The following is a 22,929-nucleotide window of genomic DNA, read 5'->3' as shown; positions in this document are numbered from 1 at the left end:
ACATTATATCTTGGGTTTGAGATGTTATAATCGTAGTTTTTTATACTGCGAGGATAGCATGAGCCAACCACAACATCATTCTCTCATCATTCTCGGTTCCGGCCCAGCAGGATATACAGCTGCAGTTTATGCCGCACGAGCCAATTTAAAACCCGTTCTCATCACTGGACTTAACCAGGGTGGACAGTTAATGACCACGACAGAAGTGGATAACTGGCCAGCCGATGTGGATGGCGTGATGGGGCCAGAATTAATGCAGCGTTTTCAGGCGCATGCAGAACGTTTTAAAACAGATATTATTTTTGATCATATTAATCAAGCACAACTTACCCAAAAACCTTTTTTACTCACTGGTGATAATGGTCAGTACACCTGTGATGCCTTAATTATTGCTACCGGTGCTTCTGCCTTATATTTAGGATTAGAGTCTGAATCTGCATTAATGGGTAAAGGTGTATCAGGTTGCGCCACCTGCGATGGTTTTTTCTACCGCAATGAGGATGTTGCTGTAGTGGGTGGTGGGAATACAGCGGTGGAAGAAGCGCTCTACCTATCCAATATTGCGCGTACAGTTACTCTTATTCATCGACGCGATAAACTGCGTGCAGAACCCATTATGATTGATCAACTGATGGATAAAGTAAAAGAAGGTAAAGTTAAGATTGTATGGAACCACGTGGTTGATGAAGTCCTTGGAGACAATGAAGGGGTCACAGGAGTACGTGTCAGAAACACACTTAATCAAGACACACAAGATATGGCGTTTCGTGGCGTGTTTATTGCCATTGGCCACCGTCCCAACACAGACCTTTTTGTGAATCAGCTCGAGATGGAAAACGGTTACATTATCACCCATGCAGGGCGCAATGGTGGCGCCACCCATACCAGTATCCCCGGCGTCTTTGCTGCAGGGGATGTACAAGACCATATCTATCGCCAAGCTATAACCAGTGCCGCAACAGGCTGTATGGCAGCTCTAGATGCACAGCGTTACTTAGAAAGCTTACATCACAGTCAATGAGATCTGTTATTGTTCTCATCTTACTGGGTGTTATCCTTTGGGGAGCGGGGCTTGGCTCTCGCTCCCTAATGCGCCCTGATGAAGGGCGTTACGCAGAAATTGCTCGTGAGATGGCCATAAGCCATGATTGGATTAGTCCGCGGTTAAATAATATTCTCTATTTTGAAAAACCCCCCTTGCAATACTGGGCCACAGCAACAGCCATCAACGCCTTAGGTGTCAACAACTTTAGCGCACGATTTTGGACTGCGCTATGTGGTTTATTAGGCATTGTCATCACTGCTTTTACTGCCCTTCGTTTATGGGGCAAGCTCGCCGCACTAGCAAGTACTGCCGTATTAAGTAGCTCTTTGTATTATGTGGCATTAGGCCACATTAATACGCTTGATATGGGAGTGAGTTTCTTCATTACTGTAGCGATGAATTGTTTCTTGCTCGCCCTGCATGAAAACCAAAGACGTTACATGTGGTTTGCTTGGCTTGCTGCAGCGCTGGCTTTTCTGTCAAAGGGATTAATTGGTCTTGTCTTACCAGGTGCTGCGCTAGTGATGACTACTGTTGTAACCTGGCGCTTTCAGGTATGGAAAAAAATACAATTGATACCTGGCTTATTTCTTTTTAGCCTAATTGCCCTACCTTGGCTTATCGCTATTCAATTAGCCCACCCTACTTTTTTACATTTCTTTTTTATTCATGAACACCTTGATCGCTTTACCACGACTATCCACCGTCGTGTAGAGCCATTCTGGTATTTCATTCCTATTTTATTAATTGGCTTTCTCCCCTGGACACTGCTCCTCTTCGCTAGTATCAAACAGGCACTCAATGCTCCTTTCAAATCTCATTTTTCTGCTGAGCGTTTTTTAGCAATATTTATAATTATTGTAATGCTGTTTTTTAGCATTTCAGACTCCAAACTTCCTTCCTATATTTTGCCTATCTTTCCTGCCTTGGCTTTGATTACAGGGCGCTATTTATCACAACGTAATCGATTACCTTTCTCGGTCTCAATGACTGGATTACTATGGGGCGCTTTCTTGGTCTTTGCAGGACTAGTATTACATTTCCCACAATGGGGAAATCAATTAGGTATTCACCCTGACCTCGATCCTGACATGGTTATTCCCTATCAAAACTTAGGGTTGGATTTATGCTATGCAGGGCTAGTCTGGGGGCTCTTTTTTATTCTTCATCGCCTCACTCCACAATACACTGCCCAGCTTGTTATGATTGGTTTTAGTGGACTAATCAGTACCCAGGTTATGCTGCTTGGTAGCCAAGCACTCTCCCCTATCGCCTCAATGGACAGTATTGCCAGTAAACTAAAGACAGAGTTCAGACAAGCTAGTCATATTTACAGTGTGGGAACCTACGATCAAACGCTTGATTATTATGTACAACGTACTGTTACGTTAGTGGACTTTAAGGACGAATTAGCCATGGGGTTAGAACTAGAGCCTCAACAATCTATTCCCTCTCTTGCCTCTTTTGCCCCAGTATGGGATAAAGATTTACAGGCTATTGCCCTCATGCAACCAAGCACCTATCAAGAATTACAACAGCAAGGGTTTGCCATGCGGGTGATCTACAAAGACTACCGGCATGTTATAGTGGCGCGCATATGAACACCATTTCTTTTTTATTAATTTTAACCGGCGTACTACTGAACGCCACAGCACAATTGTTGCTTAAAGCTGGTACCAACGCTATTGGCCACTTTGAATTTAACTTAAATAATATTTGGCCCATAGGTTGGCGCTTAGCCACAGAGATCCATATCTTAGGAGGATTATCCTGTTACGTGGTGAGTGTGGTGGTGTGGATTCTTGCGCTCTCTCGTGTACCTGTCTCGATTGCCTATCCGATGCTCTCCATTGGTTATATCGTGAATGCCTTAATTGCAGCCCTGTGGCTAGGAGAGAGTATGCCTTTTACTCGTGTGGCTGGAATTTTTATTATTATCTTGGGAGTATTGTTAATTGCCCGTAGCTAATCGCCCTTTTATTCCGTTTGCTCGTCCAACCATTGATGAAACCATGGTATCAGCAGTGTCTGATACCTTGCGCTCACTATGGATTACCTCAGGCCCCCAAGTTCAAGCGTTTGAAAAAGCCTTGTCTGTTATGCATGGCGATCGACCCGCTCGAGTATTTACCTCAGCGACGGCTGCTCTTGAAGTGGCACTTTTAACCATTGGAGTTGGGCCAGGTGATGAAGTTATCATGCCTGCGCAAACTTTTTTCTCGTGCGCTAACGCTATTAGACATACTGGTGCAACACCTGTATTTGTGGATGTTGATCCTGTTACGCGTAATATGGATTTAACCTTGGCACGATCTGCTATTACTCCTAAAACCAAGGTTTTGATGCCTACTCACTTTGCCGGTTATCCCTTAGACATGGATAAGTTGTATGCTCTTGCTCGTGAGACAGGATTACGTGTTATTGAAGATGCAGCTCTAGCTATTGGTAGTAAATGGCAAGATAAATTAATTGGCAGTTTTGGTGATATCGTCAGCTTTAGTTTTCATCCTAATAAAAATATTACGACCATTGAAGGCGGAGCACTTATATTTGCTTCTGAGGCTGAAGCCAAACTTAGTGAAGCCTATCGTTTTCATGGTATTTCACGTCTTCCTGATGGTACTCGTGATATTACTGTGTTAGGAGGAAAATATAATCTGCCAGATGTTAATGCACGCTTAGGTCTTTTGCAGTTACAACGCTTAGATGAATTCATTGCTAAACGCCATCTTTTAGTTGAACGTTATTTTGATCGGTTAAGTGGTTCACCTCTAACGCTTCCTGTTAGAGGTGACAGAGGACATAGCTGGAATTTCTTTGCTCCTTTGTTACCTTTAGAGCAAATCACGGTTACACGAAAAGCTTTAATGGATCTCCTTCATCAACAAGGAATTGGCACGGGTATCTCCTATGAAGCCATTCATTTGACTAGCCTGTATCGTCAGCTGGGTTACCGTGAAGGGGATTTTCCTCATGCAGAAAAAATTAGTCACAGCACACTCACCTTACCACTCTTTCCTACTCTTCATATTGAAGAAGTCGACTACGTCTGTGATACATTATTAGAACTGATTAATCACCATAAACGATAACAATATGACCGCCGTTAAATTATCAGTAGTAATACCGGTTTATAACGAAGAAGAAGGCCTACAAGCTCTCTTCGATCGACTTTATCCTGCCTTAGACAAACTCAATCGCTCCTATGAAGTGGTTTTCATTAATGATGGAAGCCGTGATCGATCCCCTGCGCTTTTACGTGAGCAATTTGAATTAAGGCCTGATGTGACTCGTGTGGTATTGCTCAACGGCAATTACGGACAACATATGGCCATCATGGCAGGTTTTGAACAGGTACGTGGCGACATCATTATTACCCTTGATGCTGACTTACAAAACCCCCCAGAAGAAATTCACAAACTCCTTAACGCCATGGATCAGGGACATGATTATGTGGGCACCATTCGTGCCCAGCGCCAGGATACCACCTGGCGCCGAGTTGCTTCACGTCTAATGAATCGTTTACGGGAAAAAATGACCCGTATTCATATGACCGACCAAGGGTGTATGATGCGCGCCTATGATAAAAAAATCATTCGCGCTATCTCCTCGTGCCGCGAAATCAACACCTTTATTCCAGCGCTAGCTTATACCTTTGCCTCAAACCCGACAGAGGTGACTGTCGCTCATGAGGAGAGAGCCGCCGGTGAATCCAAGTATTCTTTATATAGCTTAATTCGACTTAATTTTGATTTAATTACCGGTTTCTCGGTGGTACCCTTACAGTGGTTTTCATTAATGGGTATGGGATTATCTGTACTCTCTGCCTTATTTGTTATTTATTTGTTTATTCGCCGTCTCATTATTGGCCCAGAGGTTGAGGGAGTCTTTACCTTATTTGCAATCACATTCTTATTGATTGGTATTTTATTATTTGGTATCGGTTTATTAGGGGAATATATTGGCCGTATTTATCAACAAGTAAGAGATCGTCCACGCTTTTTGATTCAAGCCATTCTTGAATCAGATGAAAACAAATAAAAATAGTAATAATAACTATTAAAAAGGACTAGCTATGGTTAAAGCAGTGGTATTTGCCTATCACAATATAGGTGTTAAAGCACTCAAAGTACTGTTAAAACACAATGTAGATGTATCCTTGGTACTCACCCATGAAGATAATCCCAATGAACGTATTTGGTTTGATAGTGTGAAAGTACTGTGTCAAAAAAAGGGATTAAAAGTTATTACTCCAGATAACCCCAATCAACACAAAATAATAAAAAAAATTAAACACATTAAACCTGATTTTATTTTTTCTTTTTACTATCGCCATATGTTAAGCGAAGATATTTTAAAGTTAGCAAAACGTGGTGCGTACAATTTACACGGCTCATTATTACCTAAATACCGTGGGCGCGTACCCATCAATTGGGCGATTATTCATGGCGAAAGCGAAACAGGCGCCACCTTACATGTCATGACTAAAAAACCTGATCAAGGAGATATCGTCGCTCAACAAGCAGTACCTATTCATATTGACGATACTGCCAAAGAGGTATTTGATCGTGTTACTGATGCTGCTGTTAAAGCTCTTGATGATGTGCTACCCAAGTTAATCAAAGGTAAAGCACCACATCACAAACAGCACCTCCATGAAGGCAGTTACTTTAGTGGTCGCAAAGCAGAGGATGGCCAAATTAACTGGTCAAGCACAAGTTTTTCCATTCATAATCTGGTGCGTGCAGTGGCTCCCCCTTATCCAGGCGCATTTACTTACGTAAATGGTCAAAAATTAACTATCCTACGTACTTCATTAAAACCAACCAATGATGCTATAGCCAAAACCATGGGAGCAGACAACACACCACTCTACATTTTGGCTTTAGAGCTGGATGGACAGCCCCTTGATGGTGATGAATTCAAAAAACGCTTTCCCAAAGGGGTACGACCCGATTGCTAAAGTAAATTCATTTACTCAAAAAACAACGTTTAGGCTCAAGGTAAAGTAAAAGCTATTGGATCGCCTTAATAAAGTTCCCTAAAACCGGTATAATAGCTTTTTTAATTTTTGGTTGATGTCATGAAAAAGATATTAATTCTTGGGGTAAATGGGTTTATTGGTCATCATTTAAGTCAACGTATTTTAAACACTACCGATTGGGAAGTGTTTGGCATGGATATGCAGAGTGATCGTGTTAGTGATTTAATTGATCATCCCCGTTTTCATTTCTTTGAAGGTGACATCACAATCAATAAAGAGTGGATTGAATATCATATTAAAAAATGTGATGTGGTTCTACCCTTGGTTGCTATCGCTACTCCAGCCACTTATGTACAGCAACCATTACGTGTATTTGAACTTGATTTTGAAGCCAATCTACCGATTGTTAGAAGCTGTGTTAAATATAAAAAACGTATTCTCTTCCCATCCACCTCTGAAGTATATGGCATGTGTAAAGATGGCGAGTTTGATCCTGATAACTCAGACCTTATTCTTGGGCCCATTGAAAAACAACGCTGGATTTATTCATGCAGTAAACAGTTAATGGACCGTGTAATCTGGGCGTATGGTACTCAGGAAGGGCTTGATTTTACCCTATTTAGACCCTTCAATTGGATTGGTGCAGGACTCGACAGTATTCATACAGCTAAAGAGGGTAGCTCACGAGTTATTACCCAATTCTTTGGCCATATTGTGCGTGGCGAAAACATTAAATTGGTTGATGGCGGTACACAAAAACGTGCTTTCACCTACATTGATGATGGTGTATCAGCATTAATGAAAATGATCGAAAACAAAAATGGTGTTGCCAGCGGTAAAATCTATAACGTGGGCAACCCAGTAAACAACTACTCTGTAAAAGAGTTAGCACAGATGATGTTGAAACTTGCCATGGACTATCCAGAATACAGCGAGAGTGCCAAACAAGTTCAGTTGGTTGAAACCACATCAGAAGCCTATTACGGGCGTGGTTATCAAGACGTACAAAACCGTGTTCCAAAAATCACCAACACCTGTAATGATCTTGAATGGAAACCAACCGTTTCTATGCAAGATGCATTGAAGTTTATTTTTGACTCTTACCGTGGCCAAGTTGCCGCTGCTAAGGGATTGGTTGACTAATCATGTCTCAAGAGAACGAACCAGCAGTTCAAGTGGGTATTGTAATGGGTAGTCACTCAGACTGGGCCGTCATGGAACAGGCTGCGATCGTTCTCAAACAATTCAATGTTTCCTTTGAAACCAAGGTGGTGTCAGCCCATAGAACACCTGACATGATGTTTGACTATGCACACAGTGCAAGAGAGAGAGGCCTTTTATGTATCATTGCTGGTGCTGGTGGAGCAGCCCATTTACCTGGAATGCTTGCCTCAAAAACCACGGTTCCTGTACTAGGAGTCCCAGTCCCCAGTAAATACCTAGCAGGTCAAGACTCCCTCCTCTCCATTGTACAAATGCCAAAAGGGATTCCTGTGGCAACCTTTGCTATTGGCGAAGCCGGTGCCACAAACGCAGCCTTATTCGCCGTCAGTATTCTGGCGCAACAATCTCCACAACTGGTCCAACAACTCAGTCAATATCGTCTTGATCTTGAACAGTCTGTTAAGGCCATGACCCTTCCACCCCAACAGTAATGAGTAACACATTAGGTTTACTAGGTGGCGGCCAGCTGGGCAGAATGTTTTGTTCAGTTGCAAGACGTATGGGTTATGAAGTTATTGTTGTTGATCCTGATCCTGATGCGCCGGCTAAACATTTTGCCAGTGAACATATCTGTCTTCCCTATGAAGACCCAAAAGTATTGGATATATTAGTCAAACAATGTGCTGCAGTGACTACTGAATTTGAAAATATCCCTGCTCCCCTGTTGGCCGCTTTAGAAAAACAACTTATTGTGAGCCCTCCTTCTCAGGCGGTGGCAATTGCACAAAATCGTATTTTAGAAAAACGTTTTTTTAAGCAAGAAGGCTTTCCTGTTGGGCACTTTGTTGTGGCAGAGTCGGCTCAAGAGCTTTCTCAACAGTTACGTGATATTCATTATCCTGCGATTATTAAAACTGCGCGCTTTGGCTATGATGGTAAAGGTCAAGTAAGAGTAGCCAATGAATCAGAACTACTTAATACTCTCAACACACAACCAGGCTTATTTCCTATCATTGTTGAAGAACAAGTTCCCTTACGCCTTGAGATTTCTGTTGTTTTAGGGCGTAACAGACAGGGGCAGTTTAGTGTGTGGCCTATCGCAGAGAATAAGCACCGTAATGGTATTTTAGATATCACCATTGCTCCTGCAAGAATTCGTGATGAACTAGCGAATCGCGCACGTAAAATTGCCTGTGACATCGCTGACAAACTAAATTACGTGGGGGTGTTGGCAGTAGAGTTTTTTGTAACAGGTATTGATACATTACTGGTTAATGAAATGGCGCCAAGACCTCATAACAGTGGGCACTTTACCATTAATGCCTGTGTTACTGATCAGTTTGAACAACAACTACGAATTTTATGTAATTTACCCTTAGGTTCAGCTGAAGCGTTAACTCCTGCGGTTATGGTAAATATCCTGGGTGACATCTGGGAGTCAGGCTCGCCCCATTGGGATCAAGTATTGTCTGAGCCTACTGCAAGCCTTCATTTATATGGCAAAAAAGAACCAAGAAAAGGCCGTAAGATGGGACATGTTACCGTATTAGGGCACAGTGCAAGCGATGCCCTAAAAAAAGCAGAACACATTAAACAGATCCTACATATTCCAGATTAAACAGCGTCTTCGTTAACTTCACCGGTACGAATACGTACCACATGGCTAACATCCGTAACAAATATTTTTCCATCGCCAATCTTACCGGTTCTCGCTGCTGCAATAATCGCATCAATTGCAGTTTGTTCCATGGCTTCTGTGACTACTACTTCTATTTTAACTTTAGGTAAAAAATCAACCACATATTCAGCACCACGATAAAGTTCTGTATGTCCTTTTTGGCGACCAAATCCCTTCACCTCAGTAACGGTTAAACCAGAAATACCAATATCTGACAGCGCTTCACGAACTTCATCTAATTTAAATGGTTTAACAACAGCTGTAATTAATTTCATAGCATCCCCTATGCTTTTATCACTACTACCATAACTTAATACTTATCTTGCTGTAATAATAACATTAATTAGTAGTTAGGCGCGCAGCGTAACTAAAATGCTCGAATTCATCTATAAATAATATTTTCAAGTCGTTGTCAGATATAAAGAAAAACCGCCTAGCTTTAACCAGGCGGAAAGGGGTGCTTCACGAAGAGACCACTACAACACTTTAGAAAAACGCCGATGATCAGTTTCATGCCAAAGATAATAATCAAAGGTCATGGCAATAGCACGAATCACAAACCAACCGGCTTCATTCACTTCAATTAGCGTATCTGAGACAGACAATAATTTAGCCTCCTCAAACTCTGCAAGACGATCTAGCGCATCCGTAAAATAATCATTGAATTGGATATTAAATTGTTGTTCAACAGCTAACTTATCAACTCTCCCCTGGCACATAAGAGACATAATCACTTGACGTCTTAATTGATCGTCTTCATTCAGTTCAAGGGCTTTTTCAATAGGTAATTGACCAAGAGACAACGCCTGCGAATACGTATCAACAGTTTTCAGGTTTTGACTATAGCACTGCCCTACTTCACTAATTGCCGATACGCCAAAACCAATTAAGTCACAGTCTTTAAGGGTGTGATAACCCTGAAAATTTCTATGTAATTGTCCTTCTTTTTTAACACGCGCTAGTTCATCATGTGGAAGAGCAAAATGATCCATTCCTATGTACTCATATCCTTCCGCCATAAAGAAGCTTACCGCCTCATCTAACATATCGCATTTTTGTTGTGCGTTAGGTAAATCCTCTTGATTAATGCGTCGTTGTGGTTTAAAGCGTTCAGGTAAATGCGCATAACCATACAAGGCAATACGATCAGGACGAAGAGACACTACTTGCTGAAGAGTACGTAAAAATGAAGCTGGCGTTTGTTTGGGTAAACCATAAATCAAATCCATATTAATAGAATCAAATTGAAGTGCTCTGGCTTCTTTCATCAGGGACTGAACCGATGAAAAAGACTGAACACGATGAATCGCCAATTGAACATTAGGATCAAAATCTTGTATACCAAAACTTAGTCGATTGAACCCTAGTTGTTTTAGATGAGCTAACCGATCTTGATTAATAGTACGAGGATCCACTTCAATCGATTTTTCACAGTTATCACGCCAGTGAAACCGATAGTTCAAATGAGACATTAATTCACCCAATTGCTCATCAGTTAAAAAAGTGGGTGATCCCCCGCCTAAATGTAACTGAGCTACCAGAAGATCTTCTACCCGACCGTGATCGAGTAACCGAGCAATATGATCAATCTCACTAAATAAAGTTTGTAAATAAGACATGGCTGCGCCATGATTTTTAGTCACAATTTTATTACAACCACAGTAATAACAAATAGACTCACAAAATGGAATATGAATATATAGAGACAATACCCGTGGCTTATCACGACGTGCTTCAATAGCACGCTCTATAGCCTGCCCTTGCCTATCAGTATAAAAACGGTCCGCAGTAGGATAAGAAGTATACCGAGGACCCGGTATATCAAATCGACGTATTAACTCTGATGCAATCATGTCACACTATCCTATGTACTGTTAGAACCATTATGAGTTAATGACTAAAAAAAACGTTGATTTAAGTCAAACTTTTTAAGGACAGGTTACAATTAACCACTATGACACGAATTGCTTTATTTTCTGATATCCATGCCAACTTGGAAGCTTTTAGTGCCTGTGAAGAGCATGCACTTCAAGAAAAGGCAGAACTGTTTGCTTTCCTAGGTGACCATGTAGGTTATGGTCCTGATCCAGAGCGTATCCTTGATCGATTGATTAAATACCGTGATGAGGGACATATTGTTTTACTAGGAAACCATGATGAAGCGTGTTTAACTGGTCCCCAACTTATGAGTAATCATGCTAGAGATGCCATTTTATGGACTATCCCTCGTTTACAAAATTATCATTTTGAATTTATTTCCTCTCTTCCCTTTACCTATGAGTTACCACCCTTACTGTTAACTCATGCATCCGCTCATGAACCTGAAGGCTGGCATTATTTAAATAATGATGAAGAAATTAAACACAGTTTCAAAGAAGCCGAACAACCGATTGTAGTAGCAGGTCATGTACATCATCAAATGCTGTATTTTGAAGATGGTGAAAAAAACATACAGTCCTTTATCCCTACCCCAGGCCAGGTGATTCCTTTATCCACGAGACGGCGCTGGGCAGCGACCATTGGCTCTCTTGGTCAACCCAGAGATGGTAATAGCGCCTCTCAATACGCACTATTTGATAATCAACATAACACTCTTATTTTCCATCGAGTGCCCTATGATATTGATCGCACCATTTATAAAATTTACCATCGTGGTCTTCCCCCTACTCTTGCTGAGCGCCTCTCAAAGGGCCAATAACTATGGATGTATTAGAAAGAGGCACCCACGTTGATCGCTTTATTATCAAAGAATTACTGTACTCAGCAGGTGGTGCCTATCTTTATGAGGTGGAAACAAAAGAGATTAATACACCACTTATCATGAAAATCCCCAAACTAGGGCCAAGCCAACCGGTGTTTGGTTTAGTCAGTTTTGAAATGGAATGCTCTATTCTGCCTGTTCTCAAAGGATCTCATGTACCTCGTTTTATTGCTGCCAATCCGTTAGCCATTCAGCCCTACGTGGTGATGGAGAAGGTAATCGGTGAACCACTGATTAATTGGGTTAAACCCTTAGGTCTTTCTTTAGAAAAACTACAGCTATTGGGCATAGCCATAGCCAATGCTGCTCATAGCCTACATCGCCAAGACACAATTCATCTAGATATTAAACCTGACAACCTCATCATCAAAGAAAACAATGAGGTTGTCTTTATTGACTTTGGTTTTGCTCACCATAGCTTGTTACCCGATTTATTTGCAGATAACCCACGTCAAGCAATCGGTTCAACCCCTTATATCGCACCAGAACAAATTGAACATATTCGTCTTGACCCAAGAAGCGACCAATTTGCTATCGGGGTAACGCTCTATCAATTAGCTACGGGAGAATTACCCTTTGGCATACCTGTCACTTTAAAAGAACTACGTCAACGTCACTGGTTACGACCAACTCCCATTCGTCATTTACGTCCTGATCTGCCCGAATGGCTGCAAGAAATTATATTTACCTGTCTTGAACCCTTAGCAGAAAAACGTTTTGCCTCTACCGCCCTACTGGCTCGAGCTTTTGCTGATCCTGAGTCAATTATGATTACTGAACGAGGAAGACGTAGTCGTCCTGATTCAATGTGGGCTAGATTAATAAAAGGATTTAGACCTGCCATTGAAGTAAGTCCTGTACCACAGTACTCACCCAGTGAACAGGTCTCTAACGTACCATTAATTGCTGTATTAATTGATTTAGAGGACCATCATCCAGAACGTATTAAAGCCTTAAGATATGCCGTATTACGTGCTATGGAGCGCCATCCTGATAGTCATTTATCCGCTTTAAATATCATTGAAGTCCCTCTCGAGGGAGCACAAGAAAGTGGGGCTGCTGAACGCCATCATAAACATCGTATTTTACTTGAGCATTGGTTAAGACAATTACATATTCCTAAAGAAAGATGTAGTGCCCATGTTATTGAAACAACAGATATTGCTCAAAAGACTATTGATTTTGCAAAAAACAATTACGTAGACGTGATTATTGTTCTAGCTAACCAAGAAAGTAGCGGGAGCTTTCTACGGGTGAATAGATCAACAGTCACACGTCTTGTAGAGGAAGCTCCCTGCAGTGTGCATGTGGTTCGTCCAGGCAACTAAAAGTGGTAGCCTACACCTACGCCAAAGAGCGTCGGGTCAGGGTGTAAATTGAATGTACCACCAGCACCATTGGTAACGCCAACATTAATAAATACTTGCTTAATATCGGCATTCAATGACCAATGTTTATCTAATGCATAATCCACACCCACTTCAGCATCAGGACCAAAATTATTTTGTGTTAGCCCAAGACCGCTCACTAAATTGGTGTTAAAGGTTCTCATATAAGTCACCCCTGCACCCACATAGGGAGTGAACTTACCTATGGAATCAAAGTGATACTGAGCGTTTAATGTGGGAGGCAACTCTTGAAAGCTTCCTATATTGCCACCGCTTAGAGAGACACTATGACTGACTGGGTAAGATAAGACCAATTCAGCGGCCCAATGGGGATTAAAAAAATAAGTCACATCCACATCAGGCTGTAAACGCCCCCCCACTTGCATCGAATCCGTTGGTGCACCACCTGCTAGGCCACTGTCATTTGATTTTGTGTAGCGATGTCGAGTAACCGTACACGCACAAGCCATGGAGTGGTACCTTGTTGATCCGCAAAAGCTGTACTCATCCCCATGGCTGTGATGACCGACGCCAAAACAGTCTTTTTGACTATATGTTTCATATCCCCTCTCCCTCATAGCGTTAACTATGTTGTGCAATGCCCTATTGTTTCTAGTATTTTTTTATATTGTTATTATTTTTAAGCAATTTAATGAGCTAACATGTGCGAATAAGTCATCACCACATCAGCGATTAAAATAAACGTAGCAGCCACTGCAATAAGGTTATCTGTAAAAAAATCCATAATGGTTCTCCTTAATCAATAATGCTCACCGCGAGCACCATGAGAACCATAGTAAGGATTATTACAAGGTGAAATATTGATTTAGATCAAAGTTACGTTAGATGATCAGGCAGAGATGGTGACTGAATGTAATTTTTTTTCATCGATCAGGGTAATATGCCGTCCCTGTACTGTGATGAGTCCCTCTTCAGCAAAACGTGATAGGATTCGACTCACTGTTTCCAGCTTCAACCCTAAATAATTACCCATATCTTCTCGTGTCATGCGTAACACCAATTCTGACGCGGACTGCTGTCGGGCATGAAAACGTTGGGATAAGTTAATCAAGAAAGCAGCCATTTTTTCTTCAGCACGCATACTACCCAGTAACAGCATTAGATTGTGGTCTTTGACTATTTCAGAGGATAGAGTTTTATTAAAATTGTGTTGTAAACGACTCATTTCAGATTCTAGTTCTTCAAAGGAGTCAAAAGGAATTTTACATACTGTACTGTCTTCTAGTGCAATGGCATCACATGTGTGACGTTCATTACTAATAGCATCTAGCCCCATAATCTCACCGGATAACTGAAAACCGGTAATTTGACTACGGCCATCCTCGTGAAGGATGAGTGTCTTGAATGATCCTGTACTTATAGCAAATAAGGCCTCAAGAGGATCTCCCTGAGAGTATAGCAATTCTCCTTTTTTAACGGGTAGACGGTGCTCCATATACTGATCAATAACCAGTACTTCTTCATCGCTCAAGCCTGCAGGAAGACAGCGCTCACGAATGGTGCAGCAGCCACAAACGGATTTTAATTCAATCGGTTTTACCATAATCCCCGCTAATCTTTATCATATTAATTAACTATTAGTTAATGTTTATACTCAAACTAATTTTACTACTAAAAACTTTAATATCGAAATTTTTAAAATTCTTATATTTGGTTGCAATTTTTAATAAAGCCTTGTATATTTGTACGCATACGTACTATTTATATGTATTTGTATACCCTACTTTAATCAGGAGACAGTAATGAAAGCTTTATATATTAGTGCCTTGTTAGCGTTGGCGAGCACCTCAGCATTAGCAGCAGACAATACCTACACAACAGATCCTAACCATACTTTTGTACGCTTTTCTTACAGCCATTTTGGTTACACCACCCAATTAAGCCGTTTTGATACGGTATCTGGCTCAATTAATTTTAATGCTGCAGAAAAAACTGGTGACGCTGATATTACCGTTGATACCCGTTCTGTGAGCACTGGTTCAAAAATCTTCAACAACCATATTCAAGACGCTGATTTTCTTGATACAGAAAAATTCCCAACAGCCACATTCAAATCGACTAAATTTGTATTTGATGGCGATAAACCAAGTGCTGTAGAAGGAAATTTAACTTTAAAAGGGATTACCAAACCTGTTACCTTAAAAATTACTTCTTTCAAATGCATGCCTCATCCTATGACTAAGAAAGAAGCTTGCGGTGCTGATGCTACAACTACCTTAAAACGTACTGATTTTAATATGGGTAAATACGCCCCTTACGTTGGCGATGAAGTCACTGTATCCATCGCTGTAGAAGCCAGCAAGAAATAATCCACGTAAAGCGTAGTACCAAGTTGGTGCTACGCTCTTTTCTCATCAAAAATAATTGAATTAAATTAGCTCCTTTATCAAGCCCAGACGTATAAACAAATTCTATGAATCACCTGCTTTAATCCTTCACGGGAATACGAACGCCCTCTGGCGCATGGAGGAATGCAAATGGATTTAAAAACTGCCGCTGCCAAAATAACGTCCGGTCGACTTCACTCAATCTCGCCTCATCACAAATGGCTTGCCATTCATGTTCTATCACATTTACCTGATGGTTGATGATAGCAATCGCCTCTTGTCTTGCGAGCAAAAAGGAAGGAGCAGCAATAATGCATGTAGCTAAATGACTACTGCGATCTCCACCATGAATGAGCATAACTTGAGATGCCTGTTGCCCCGATCGTGATTGAGGGCAAATGTCATATGCAGGTGTTAAGGATAACTGATAACCGTCCCAGAATGCTGAGTGATTACGTGCATGATCATCTGTGTTACCACACAGAATATTAAAAACAATCCTTGAAAATAACTCACGTAACGTTGCTTTGGGCTCGCTGAAGCGATGGCGAATAATTTCTGCAAGCTTTTCATAGCTCGCATAGGCGGCCATCATTTCATCAAGTTCAAACAAGGTCAACGCTGAAACCATGGCACGCCTCCGCCATTGATCACCCTTAGTAACTTGGGCTTCCCCCAATATTACTGACACTCCTCCGGTCAGCCCAATCTTTCTCCACTCTGAAGAGCGAGGTTTGCCGCACGTCCAATCAACCACGCCCAATGGATAGAAAACGTACCGTCGCAATACCTAATCCTGTCATCACTAGCGACCCTGCTAGGTGAATGAGAACATGTAAGCTCGCCCACAGGTATTCTGCACGCATCAATAGGGCTACGGCTTCTGCAGAAAAGGTAGAAAAAGTCGTTAACCCACCCATAAACCCTGTGATAATAAATAACTTTGCTTCAGGAGGAAAACCAGCGCGCTCAGTAAAAAAAGCCACTGCTACCCCAACCAAATAACCGCCTATTAAATTAGCCGCTAACGTACCTAGAGGTAAGGTAGGGAATAGCGGATTAAGTACCATACTTAACCACCAACGAAGCCAAGCACCAAATGCTGCACCCACACCCACAGAAATTACAGCCCATACTCCCATATACTCTCCAAAACAGATCAAATTATATTCATTCAGATAGAAGCAAAGTGATAGACGAACATCCCTACACTTTCCCCTAACGGAAAAACTGTAGGCATTATCATCCTTTATTGAATAAGGCGGTTAGATAGGAAAATGCCATTTCCTGTAGCTTTGAATATAGCCATTTTCGGGATTCAAAACAACCCCTTTTAAACTGTATAAATATACAGTATTATAATTCCTATGACGCAACATTTGGCTTTTTTCCCTGCTCAAGAAGAGCAACATACACTGAATCTTTTACGCTATCTCATGCCTCACCCTGAGAGTACGTTCTTTTTTCGTGCTCAAAGCAATGCGTTACAGGCCTCTGGGATTGTTAAAGAAGATCTATTAGTGGTTGACCGTACACTTACTCCTCACTCAGGACAGGTAGTGGTAGCTTACCTACGTGATGAATTTGTGGTGCGTCGCTTAATCATTAGACATAACAAAGGCTATCTGGAAGCGGATGACCCACGGTATCGCACAATACAGTTAACCGACGCAGAGGACTCTCTTATCTGGGGAGTAGTGACATGGGTACTACATCGACCATAAATAGTGGTATTGCTCTTATTGATGGCAATAATTTTTATGTTTCCTGTGAACGGGTATTTAATCCTTCTCTAAGAAGGCGTCCTGTCGTCGTGTTATCCAATAATGATGGCTGCGTTGTATCACGCAGCAATGAAGCCAAAGCCTTAGGTATTGCCATGGGCACTCCTTTTTTCAAAGTAGCCCATTTAGTGAACAGCCATAACCTAGTGGCACTGAGTTCTAATTTCGCTTTATATGCCGATATGAGTGAGCGCATGATGCGCTTATTAAAACAGTTTGCACCCAGCCAAGAAATTTACTCTATTGATGAATGTTTTTTAGATATAAGCTCATACAAACAGCCTTTAGAAGAGTTTGGTTACACACTTAGAAAAACACTTCTAAAGCAATTGGGATTACCTGTAGGAGTGGGTATAGGGCCCACTAAAACACTGGCTAAATTGGCTAATCATCTGGCTAAAAAAAACCTAGAATTTAAAGGAGTATGTGTGTGGCCTCACTTATCACTAACACAACAACATGGCTTTTTAAAAATACTACCAAGCTCTACCCTGTGGGGAATTGGCGCCAACTTAGAACAGTCTTTAGCTAAGTTAAATATCTTTACACTCTGGGATTGTTACCATACCCCTCTATCTGTTATTCGTTCACACTTTAATGTCATGCTGGCTAGAACCATAACTGAATTAAGGGGCGAAGTGGCTCTGGCTTGGGAGGAGCATCCTTCAGCACGTAAACAAATTATTTGTAGCCGCAGTTTTGGTCAACCTACCCTTTCCTACTCATCTGTAGAAGAGGCTGTGATTTTTCATATGCATCGAGCAGCGCTTCAATTGCGTGAAGAAGGATCTCTTTGTCATACAGTGGGCGTATTTATTCGTACCAACCCCTTTCGTCAAAAAGAAATTCATTACAGCAATCATGCTCTTGAATCTCTAGCAATAAGTAGTGATGACACACGTCTTCTTAATCAAGCAGCGATCAGAGGATTGCAACGTATTTTCAAACCAGGACTGCTTTATCATAAAGTGGGCGTCGTATTACTTGATTTATCCGATAAAACCAAACAACAGCAACAGTTATTTAGTGACATTGATCTACACAGCAGTGAACGATTGATGCACTCCATTGACACACTCAACCAACGCTTTGGTGGCAACACCATTACCTTTGGCAGCAGTGCTCTTAAACATTTATCACGCTCTTGGTCTGTGCGCCTTGAAAAACGCTCACCTCGTTACACCACAGAATGGGATGAATTGGCTATTGCTTATTAACGTACTTCCGCTAACCACTCTTTGACCCAGTTATTAGCAGGATGCGTCAGTACCTGTTCTTTTTCTCCTGCCTGAATCACTTGGCCTTCGTTCATCAACACCAAATAATCCGCCATGAACACCGCCTCATGAATATCATGAGTCACAAATACCATAGGTAGTAACAGTTGGCGTTGTATCTCTATTAATTGATCACGTATGTGCCGGCGAGTCATAAAATCCAAAGCGGATAAAGGCTCATCCAATAACAGTAAACGCGGCTCACTCATCAGAGTGCGCGCTAGTGCTACACGTTGTCGTTGACCACCTGACAGTTGACGAGGAAAGAGAGAGAGAACCTCAGTCAATTGATAGCGCTGTGCAAAAGTTGTGGCTTTCTCTCGCGCATCCCTACTTGTTGGTGCACGATGTCCGTATACTATATTCTCTAGAGCACTCATGTGCGGAAACAATGCATCATGCTGAAAAACAAAACCCACCTGCCTGTCTCTGACGGACAAATTAATATTATTTGTCTGATCAAACCAACATTCCTCACCGAAACGAATAACTCCTTTATCAGGCCTAATCCATCCTGCTAAGGTTTGTAACAAAAGAGATTTACCTGCGCCAGAAGGACCTAACACAACGCTCAGTTGTGAAGGTAACTGTAATGCTACTTCTAAACTAAAACCAGGAAGTTGTGTGTGACAGTGAACGGCAAGCATCACCAACGACTCCGGGTTAATAAATAAGTGATCACCATAGACAAGACTGCGATGAGAGTTAACAACAAAGCCATGATCCACGCACTACGATTGTCCCCTGATTCAAACGCGGTATAAATAGACAAAGAGAGCGTAGCCGTTTTTCCGGGAATATTGCCCGCCACCATCAAGGTGGCACCAAACTCTCCTAACGCTCGCGTGAATGATAATATTGCTCCTGCCACAATACTATTACGAGACAAAGGAGCTATGACGCGAGTGAATGTTACCCATCCAGACTTACCTAAACTCTGACTCGCTAAAATGAATTCTTGATTAACTCCAAGAAAGCCTGAACGCGTAACGCGTACCATTAACGGTAATGACACCACAGAAGCCGCTACCACGGCAGACTGCCAGGTAAACAATATACTCATACCATTGAAGCGATACATTAAGGCACCGATCGGCCCGGTATGGCCTAACAAATAAACCAATAAAAATCCTACTACAGTGGGAGGTAACACTAAGGGAATGGCTACCATCGTATCAAGCCAGAGCCATTTTTTGGTTTGTCCAAAGACGAATAAGTACGCTAGAGCAATACCTAATATAACAACACACAATGTTGACCAACTCGCAATCCATAATGACAGCAGAAGTATCTGCCCAATCTCCATCATGGCGTTTGAAATCCATAATGAGCAAAGATAACTTTCGCCTCTCTACTGTTGAGATAATTAAGAAATTCTTGAGCTAATTGTTTATGTTGGCTGGCTTTAACAATAGCCGCTGGATAGACAATAGGTGTATGAGAATCCTCTGGAGCGTAAGCCGCGATACGTACTTTGTCAGCCATCTCTAGGGCATCTGTTTTGTACACAAGTCCTGCCTCTACATCCTGCTCAGCCACATAGGTCAATACTTGGCGAACGTGAGAGGCTAAAATTAAATGAGCTTCTACCTGATGAGTTAAATCATAAAAATGAAATACCTGAGTGGCGTACATTCCAGCAGGTACAAACCGAGGATCGCCGATACTAATTTTTTTGGCTTGGGCTAAATCTGTAAAATCATGAATCTCAGTCGAAGACTGGATGGGTACGATTAAAACCAATTGGTTATGAACCACTACACTGCGCGAGGCAGGGTCAATGAGGGAAGTGGTTTGCAAGGAATCCATGACTTTGTCTGAAGCACTAATAAATAGATCAACAGGTGCGCCTGCCTCAATTTGACGAGCGAGGGTACCTGACCCACCCCAATTAAAGCGCACTGTTGCTTGAGGATGGGTAGTCGAAAAATCCTGCGCGATTTGCTGAAGTGCATTAGTGAGACTCGCTGCTGCAGAGACAATTATCTCCTCTGCGTTAACCTGTATACTTAAACCCAGCAAGACTATAGCCCATAAAAAACGTTGCATACGAATATTCCTTACCTTAACCTAACATGCTTGTGCATCATCGAGAAGTGCACGTGCGCGATTCAAGATTTGTTGTTGTTGAGTCGTATCAAAGCGCTGCCACTGGCGATACACCATAGATAAACGATGATTTTTCATTAATTGATCACGATGTACATAATGAAAATGCCAGTATAACGCATTTAACGGACAGGCATTTTCCTCTTCACGGAGCTTAAAATTATAGTGACATCCTTTGCAATAATTACTCATTCTATTAACATAAGCTGCACTCGCCACATAAGGTTTGGTGGCAAGTAATCCACCATCAGCAAATTGGCTCATTCCTAACGTATTAGGTTGCTCTACCCATTCAAAGGCATCAATGTAAATGCCTAAATACCAAGCACTTAATTCTTGCGGTGAAAAACCAAATAACAAGGCTGTGTTACCAATAATCATTAAGCGTTGTATATGGTGTGCGTAGGCATATTGAAGAGACTGGCCAATTGACTGGGATAGACAACGCATTTTGGTCTTCCCAGTCCAAAACCACGATGGTAAAGGACGCTGATGCTGAAAAAAATTAGTACTCTGGTATTGATCACCGTGCGCCCAATAAAATATACGGATATATTCGCGCCAGCCAATAATTTGTCTAACAAACCCCTCTACCGCAGCAATACTTGCCCGACCTTGATAATAGGCATCAATAGCCCGATTCACCACTTCGCGCGAACTAATCATTTTAGTGTTTAAGGCAAAAGATAATAGCGAATGAAATAAGAAGGGCTGATCCACAACCATAGCATCTTGAAAGCGGCCAAAGTTAACTAAGCGATGTTCAATAAAGTCATCTAAATAACTGAGTGCTTCTTCACGGTTAAGTGGCCAAATAAAGTGTTCAGCATCAACCTCCCCCATAAATTGAATTGATTGTTGTTGGATGGTTTGCCACAAACCGTGATGATTATGTTCGATGAGTTTTGGAGGGGTGAGTGCCACATCATTGCGCCAAGGTTGACGATTGTCTTCATCAAAATTCCATTGCCCGCCCTCAGGTTGACCTGAGGCATCTAATAAAATGTGATGCTGTTTGCGCATGGCACGATAAAAGCGTTCCATTAACCATTGTTTGTTATTAAAGAAACGAACGCCATCAAGCCGTTGTGTATAAAAATGTTCAGTAGAAACGCAATCAAGCTGACCATTAAATTGATTTTTTAATGCAGCTAATAATGAATCCACACGAAATTCATCGGGTTCTTGATACTCAATACGTTGGCATTGGTAGTGTTGCGCTAACTGAAGTAGATTACTAGATAGACTATGTAAGTTTGCTTGATCATCAATTGTTAAATAGTGAACACGGTGTCCGGCAGTTGTTAAAGAGCGAGCAAAATCTCTCATGGCAGCAAAAATCCCTAGGATTTTTTGTCCATGATGAACAACATAATCTGTCTCATCACGACACTCCATTAACACATAAATGATCTTGTCATTTTTAGTTGCAAACCAAGAATGACAGGGATTAAGTTGATCGCCTAAAATAAGTCGCAATGTTGACATGAGCTAATCCGGGTTAAAATACTGTGTTAGAGAGAAACCACATTAAACTGTTCCTTGATTGAGTGAGAAAAACCATGAGCGAAGAAGTGATTACTGTAAAACCCAAAGCCGCCATCATTCTAGGCTACAGTGGCCTTATTCCTTTTATTGCCTTTAGCTTAAGTATTTTCCTTGATTCTTATCGTGCTAGTATTTGGCGCGATGCCCTACTTACTTACGGATCTGTTATTTTAAGTTTTGTTGGAGCACTACATTGGGCTTTTGCCATGCTTACCAAAGACCTATCGCCCCTAACACAGAAACAACGTTACGCATGGAGTGTTATACCAGCTTTAGTGGGATGGTTTGCTCTATTAATCCCTCCATTTGTTGCTGGCATTTCATTGGCAATTTTTTTCATCGTACACTATGACCAAGACAGGAGACTCAGTAAACACATGCCCTTACCCGCATGGTATTTACCCTTACGCTTACAGTTAACGGTTGTGGCGACTGTTGCTGTTTTAATAGCAGGACTAAGTGCACCCTAAATGACTCGTCCTTTCCAGAATTGATAAATCAGCATCAGCCAACCGATCATCATTAATAAGCCACCAATTGGGGTGATAGCACCCAGCCAATGAATATTTGTTAAGGCTAAGGCATAGAGTGACCCGGAAAAAATAATTATCCCAAGTATTAAGGCTTGTGTTGCACGCTCTAAGCCACTCACCCGTGAGGCACCTAAAGCCAATAAGGCTAAGCCATGCAACATTTGATAATGCACAGCAGTTTGCCACCATCCCTGTGCTTGCACACTTAAACGATGTTCCAGTGCGTGAGCGCCAAAAGCACCCATTAAAACCCCTAAAAACATAAAACAAGAACCAACTGTGAGAGTAAAACGCGTTTGATTCATGGTGA

Annotated in this window: 27 protein-coding genes and 1 riboswitch; of the genes, 15 read left to right on the top strand and 12 right to left on the bottom strand. The window is 41.6% G+C overall.

Features of this window, described 5'->3' with window-relative positions:
• Nucleotides 1-58: 58 nt before the first annotated feature.
• The 9 genes from trxB to FV185_RS02590 all read left to right on the top strand — a co-directional run bounded on the left by trxB (nt 59) and on the right by FV185_RS02590 (nt 8,811).
• Complete coding sequence (gene trxB / locus FV185_RS02630) at nt 59-1,021, top strand: thioredoxin-disulfide reductase (RefSeq protein ID WP_067493286.1); 963 nt, start codon at nt 59-61, stop codon at nt 1,019-1,021.
• Nucleotides 1,018-2,646, top strand: a complete 1,629-nt coding sequence (locus FV185_RS02625) for a phospholipid carrier-dependent glycosyltransferase (protein WP_067493284.1) — start codon at nt 1,018-1,020, stop codon at nt 2,644-2,646. Before trxB ends, FV185_RS02625 begins: the two co-directional genes overlap by 4 nt.
• Nucleotides 2,643-3,014 carry an EamA family transporter gene (locus FV185_RS02620; RefSeq protein ID WP_067493282.1) on the top strand — a complete coding sequence of 124 codons (372 nt, stop codon included), beginning with the start codon at nt 2,643-2,645 and terminating at the stop codon, nt 3,012-3,014. The genes FV185_RS02625 and FV185_RS02620 overlap by 4 nt, the downstream gene beginning before the upstream one ends.
• A complete protein-coding gene (locus tag FV185_RS02615) occupies nt 3,001-4,137 on the top strand; it encodes a DegT/DnrJ/EryC1/StrS family aminotransferase (protein ID WP_156474154.1) in 1,137 nt (378 codons plus the stop codon). Before FV185_RS02620 ends, FV185_RS02615 begins: the two co-directional genes overlap by 14 nt.
• Before the next feature lie 4 nt (nt 4,138-4,141).
• Nucleotides 4,142-5,086 carry a glycosyltransferase gene (locus tag FV185_RS02610; protein WP_067493280.1) on the top strand — a complete coding sequence of 315 codons (945 nt, stop codon included), beginning with the start codon at nt 4,142-4,144 and terminating at the stop codon, nt 5,084-5,086.
• 34 nt (nt 5,087-5,120) lie between these two features.
• On the top strand, nt 5,121-6,008 hold the full coding sequence (locus tag FV185_RS02605; RefSeq protein ID WP_067493278.1) for a formyltransferase: 888 nt from the start codon (nt 5,121-5,123) through the stop codon (nt 6,006-6,008).
• Between the two features lie 120 nt (nt 6,009-6,128).
• Nucleotides 6,129-7,172, top strand: a complete 1,044-nt coding sequence (locus FV185_RS02600; protein WP_067493276.1) for a bifunctional UDP-4-keto-pentose/UDP-xylose synthase — start codon at nt 6,129-6,131, stop codon at nt 7,170-7,172.
• A 2-nt stretch (nt 7,173-7,174) separates the two neighbouring features.
• The gene (gene purE, locus FV185_RS02595) at nt 7,175-7,684 is read left to right on the top strand and encodes a 5-(carboxyamino)imidazole ribonucleotide mutase (protein ID WP_067493273.1); all 510 of its coding nucleotides are present in this window, start codon (nt 7,175-7,177) and stop codon (nt 7,682-7,684) included.
• Nucleotides 7,684-8,811 carry a 5-(carboxyamino)imidazole ribonucleotide synthase gene (locus FV185_RS02590; protein ID WP_067493270.1) on the top strand — a complete coding sequence of 376 codons (1,128 nt, stop codon included), beginning with the start codon at nt 7,684-7,686 and terminating at the stop codon, nt 8,809-8,811. The genes purE and FV185_RS02590 overlap by 1 nt, the downstream gene beginning before the upstream one ends.
• Here the strand turns inward: FV185_RS02590 and FV185_RS02585 are convergent.
• Both FV185_RS02585 and hemN read right to left on the bottom strand, forming a co-directional pair.
• Nucleotides 8,808-9,146: a P-II family nitrogen regulator gene (locus FV185_RS02585; protein ID WP_067493268.1), complete on the bottom strand. Its 339-nt coding sequence runs from the start codon at nt 9,144-9,146 to the stop codon at nt 8,808-8,810. The genes FV185_RS02590 and FV185_RS02585 overlap by 4 nt on opposite strands.
• 201 nt (nt 9,147-9,347) lie before the next feature.
• Nucleotides 9,348-10,724, bottom strand: coding sequence for an oxygen-independent coproporphyrinogen III oxidase (gene hemN, locus FV185_RS02580; RefSeq protein ID WP_067493267.1), 1,377 nt, complete (start codon nt 10,722-10,724; stop codon nt 9,348-9,350).
• A 101-nt stretch (nt 10,725-10,825) separates the two neighbouring features.
• Here hemN and FV185_RS02575 point away from each other — a divergent pair, with 101 nt between their 5' ends.
• Entirely contained in the window at nt 10,826-11,569 is a 744-nt protein-coding gene (locus FV185_RS02575; RefSeq protein ID WP_067493265.1) for a metallophosphoesterase family protein, read from the top strand.
• A 2-nt stretch (nt 11,570-11,571) separates the two neighbouring features.
• Nucleotides 11,572-12,960, top strand: a complete 1,389-nt coding sequence (locus FV185_RS02570; protein WP_067493263.1) for a protein kinase domain-containing protein — start codon at nt 11,572-11,574, stop codon at nt 12,958-12,960.
• Here FV185_RS02570 and FV185_RS02565 read toward each other — a convergent pair.
• From FV185_RS02565 to fnr, 3 genes are all read right to left on the bottom strand, one after another.
• The gene (locus tag FV185_RS02565) at nt 12,957-13,490 is read right to left on the bottom strand and encodes an OmpW/AlkL family protein (RefSeq protein ID WP_197457727.1); all 534 of its coding nucleotides are present in this window, start codon (nt 13,488-13,490) and stop codon (nt 12,957-12,959) included. The genes FV185_RS02570 and FV185_RS02565 overlap by 4 nt on opposite strands.
• A complete protein-coding gene (locus FV185_RS09640; protein ID WP_197457726.1) occupies nt 13,430-13,582 on the bottom strand; it encodes a hypothetical protein in 153 nt (50 codons plus the stop codon). The genes FV185_RS02565 and FV185_RS09640 overlap by 61 nt, the downstream gene beginning before the upstream one ends.
• 288 nt (nt 13,583-13,870) lie before the next feature.
• Complete coding sequence (gene fnr, locus FV185_RS02560; protein WP_067493259.1) at nt 13,871-14,584, bottom strand: fumarate/nitrate reduction transcriptional regulator Fnr; 714 nt, start codon at nt 14,582-14,584, stop codon at nt 13,871-13,873.
• A gap of 199 nt (nt 14,585-14,783) precedes the next feature.
• Here fnr and FV185_RS02555 point away from each other — a divergent pair, with 199 nt between their 5' ends.
• Nucleotides 14,784-15,350 (top strand): YceI family protein, encoded by a 567-nt coding sequence (locus tag FV185_RS02555; RefSeq protein WP_067493258.1) that lies wholly within the window; start codon nt 14,784-14,786, stop codon nt 15,348-15,350.
• A gap of 118 nt (nt 15,351-15,468) precedes the next feature.
• On the opposite strand, the gene FV185_RS02550 is transcribed toward FV185_RS02555, so the two are convergent.
• Both FV185_RS02550 and crcB read right to left on the bottom strand, forming a co-directional pair.
• Nucleotides 15,469-16,155: a type II toxin-antitoxin system HipA family toxin gene (locus tag FV185_RS02550; RefSeq protein ID WP_197457725.1), complete on the bottom strand. Its 687-nt coding sequence runs from the start codon at nt 16,153-16,155 to the stop codon at nt 15,469-15,471.
• Complete coding sequence (gene crcB / locus FV185_RS02545; RefSeq protein WP_067493254.1) at nt 16,118-16,510, bottom strand: fluoride efflux transporter CrcB; 393 nt, start codon at nt 16,508-16,510, stop codon at nt 16,118-16,120. The genes FV185_RS02550 and crcB overlap by 38 nt, the downstream gene beginning before the upstream one ends.
• 84 nt (nt 16,511-16,594) lie before the next feature.
• A riboswitch (Fluoride riboswitch) is annotated at nt 16,595-16,665 on the bottom strand.
• A gap of 70 nt (nt 16,666-16,735) precedes the next feature.
• Between crcB and FV185_RS02540 the strand changes: the two genes are divergently transcribed.
• Complete coding sequence (locus tag FV185_RS02540) at nt 16,736-17,092, top strand: LexA family protein (RefSeq protein ID WP_067493252.1); 357 nt, start codon at nt 16,736-16,738, stop codon at nt 17,090-17,092.
• Nucleotides 17,071-18,369, top strand: coding sequence for a Y-family DNA polymerase (locus FV185_RS02535; protein WP_067493250.1), 1,299 nt, complete (start codon nt 17,071-17,073; stop codon nt 18,367-18,369). Before FV185_RS02540 ends, FV185_RS02535 begins: the two co-directional genes overlap by 22 nt.
• Here the strand turns inward: FV185_RS02535 and FV185_RS02530 are convergent.
• Genes FV185_RS02530 through FV185_RS02515 form a run of 4 tightly spaced genes read right to left on the bottom strand, consistent with a single transcriptional unit; the run spans nt 18,366 to nt 22,026 of the window.
• Nucleotides 18,366-19,157, bottom strand: coding sequence for a sulfate/molybdate ABC transporter ATP-binding protein (locus FV185_RS02530; RefSeq protein WP_156474152.1), 792 nt, complete (start codon nt 19,155-19,157; stop codon nt 18,366-18,368). The genes FV185_RS02535 and FV185_RS02530 overlap by 4 nt on opposite strands.
• Entirely contained in the window at nt 19,076-19,738 is a 663-nt protein-coding gene (gene modB / locus FV185_RS02525; protein WP_067493246.1) for a molybdate ABC transporter permease subunit, read from the bottom strand. The genes FV185_RS02530 and modB overlap by 82 nt, the downstream gene beginning before the upstream one ends.
• The gene (modA, locus tag FV185_RS02520) at nt 19,735-20,478 is read right to left on the bottom strand and encodes a molybdate ABC transporter substrate-binding protein (RefSeq protein WP_067493244.1); all 744 of its coding nucleotides are present in this window, start codon (nt 20,476-20,478) and stop codon (nt 19,735-19,737) included. The genes modB and modA overlap by 4 nt, the downstream gene beginning before the upstream one ends.
• Nucleotides 20,479-20,499: 21 nt before the next feature.
• The gene (locus FV185_RS02515) at nt 20,500-22,026 is read right to left on the bottom strand and encodes a cryptochrome/photolyase family protein (RefSeq protein WP_067493242.1); all 1,527 of its coding nucleotides are present in this window, start codon (nt 22,024-22,026) and stop codon (nt 20,500-20,502) included.
• Nucleotides 22,027-22,100: 74 nt separating this feature from the next.
• Here FV185_RS02515 and FV185_RS02510 point away from each other — a divergent pair, with 74 nt between their 5' ends.
• Nucleotides 22,101-22,556 carry a DUF3429 domain-containing protein gene (locus tag FV185_RS02510; RefSeq protein WP_067493240.1) on the top strand — a complete coding sequence of 152 codons (456 nt, stop codon included), beginning with the start codon at nt 22,101-22,103 and terminating at the stop codon, nt 22,554-22,556.
• Here the strand turns inward: FV185_RS02510 and FV185_RS02505 are convergent.
• Nucleotides 22,553-22,924 carry a DUF423 domain-containing protein gene (locus tag FV185_RS02505; protein WP_067493238.1) on the bottom strand — a complete coding sequence of 124 codons (372 nt, stop codon included), beginning with the start codon at nt 22,922-22,924 and terminating at the stop codon, nt 22,553-22,555. The genes FV185_RS02510 and FV185_RS02505 overlap by 4 nt on opposite strands.
• Between the last annotated feature and the right edge of the window lie 5 nt (nt 22,925-22,929).

Origin of the sequence: Ferrovum sp. PN-J185 (assembly GCF_001581925.1) — a bacterium.
Taxonomy (GTDB): domain Bacteria; phylum Pseudomonadota; class Gammaproteobacteria; order Burkholderiales; family Ferrovaceae; genus PN-J185.
The sequence above is the reverse complement of the archived record's forward strand: the minus strand, read 5'-3'. Positions and strand labels throughout refer to the sequence as shown.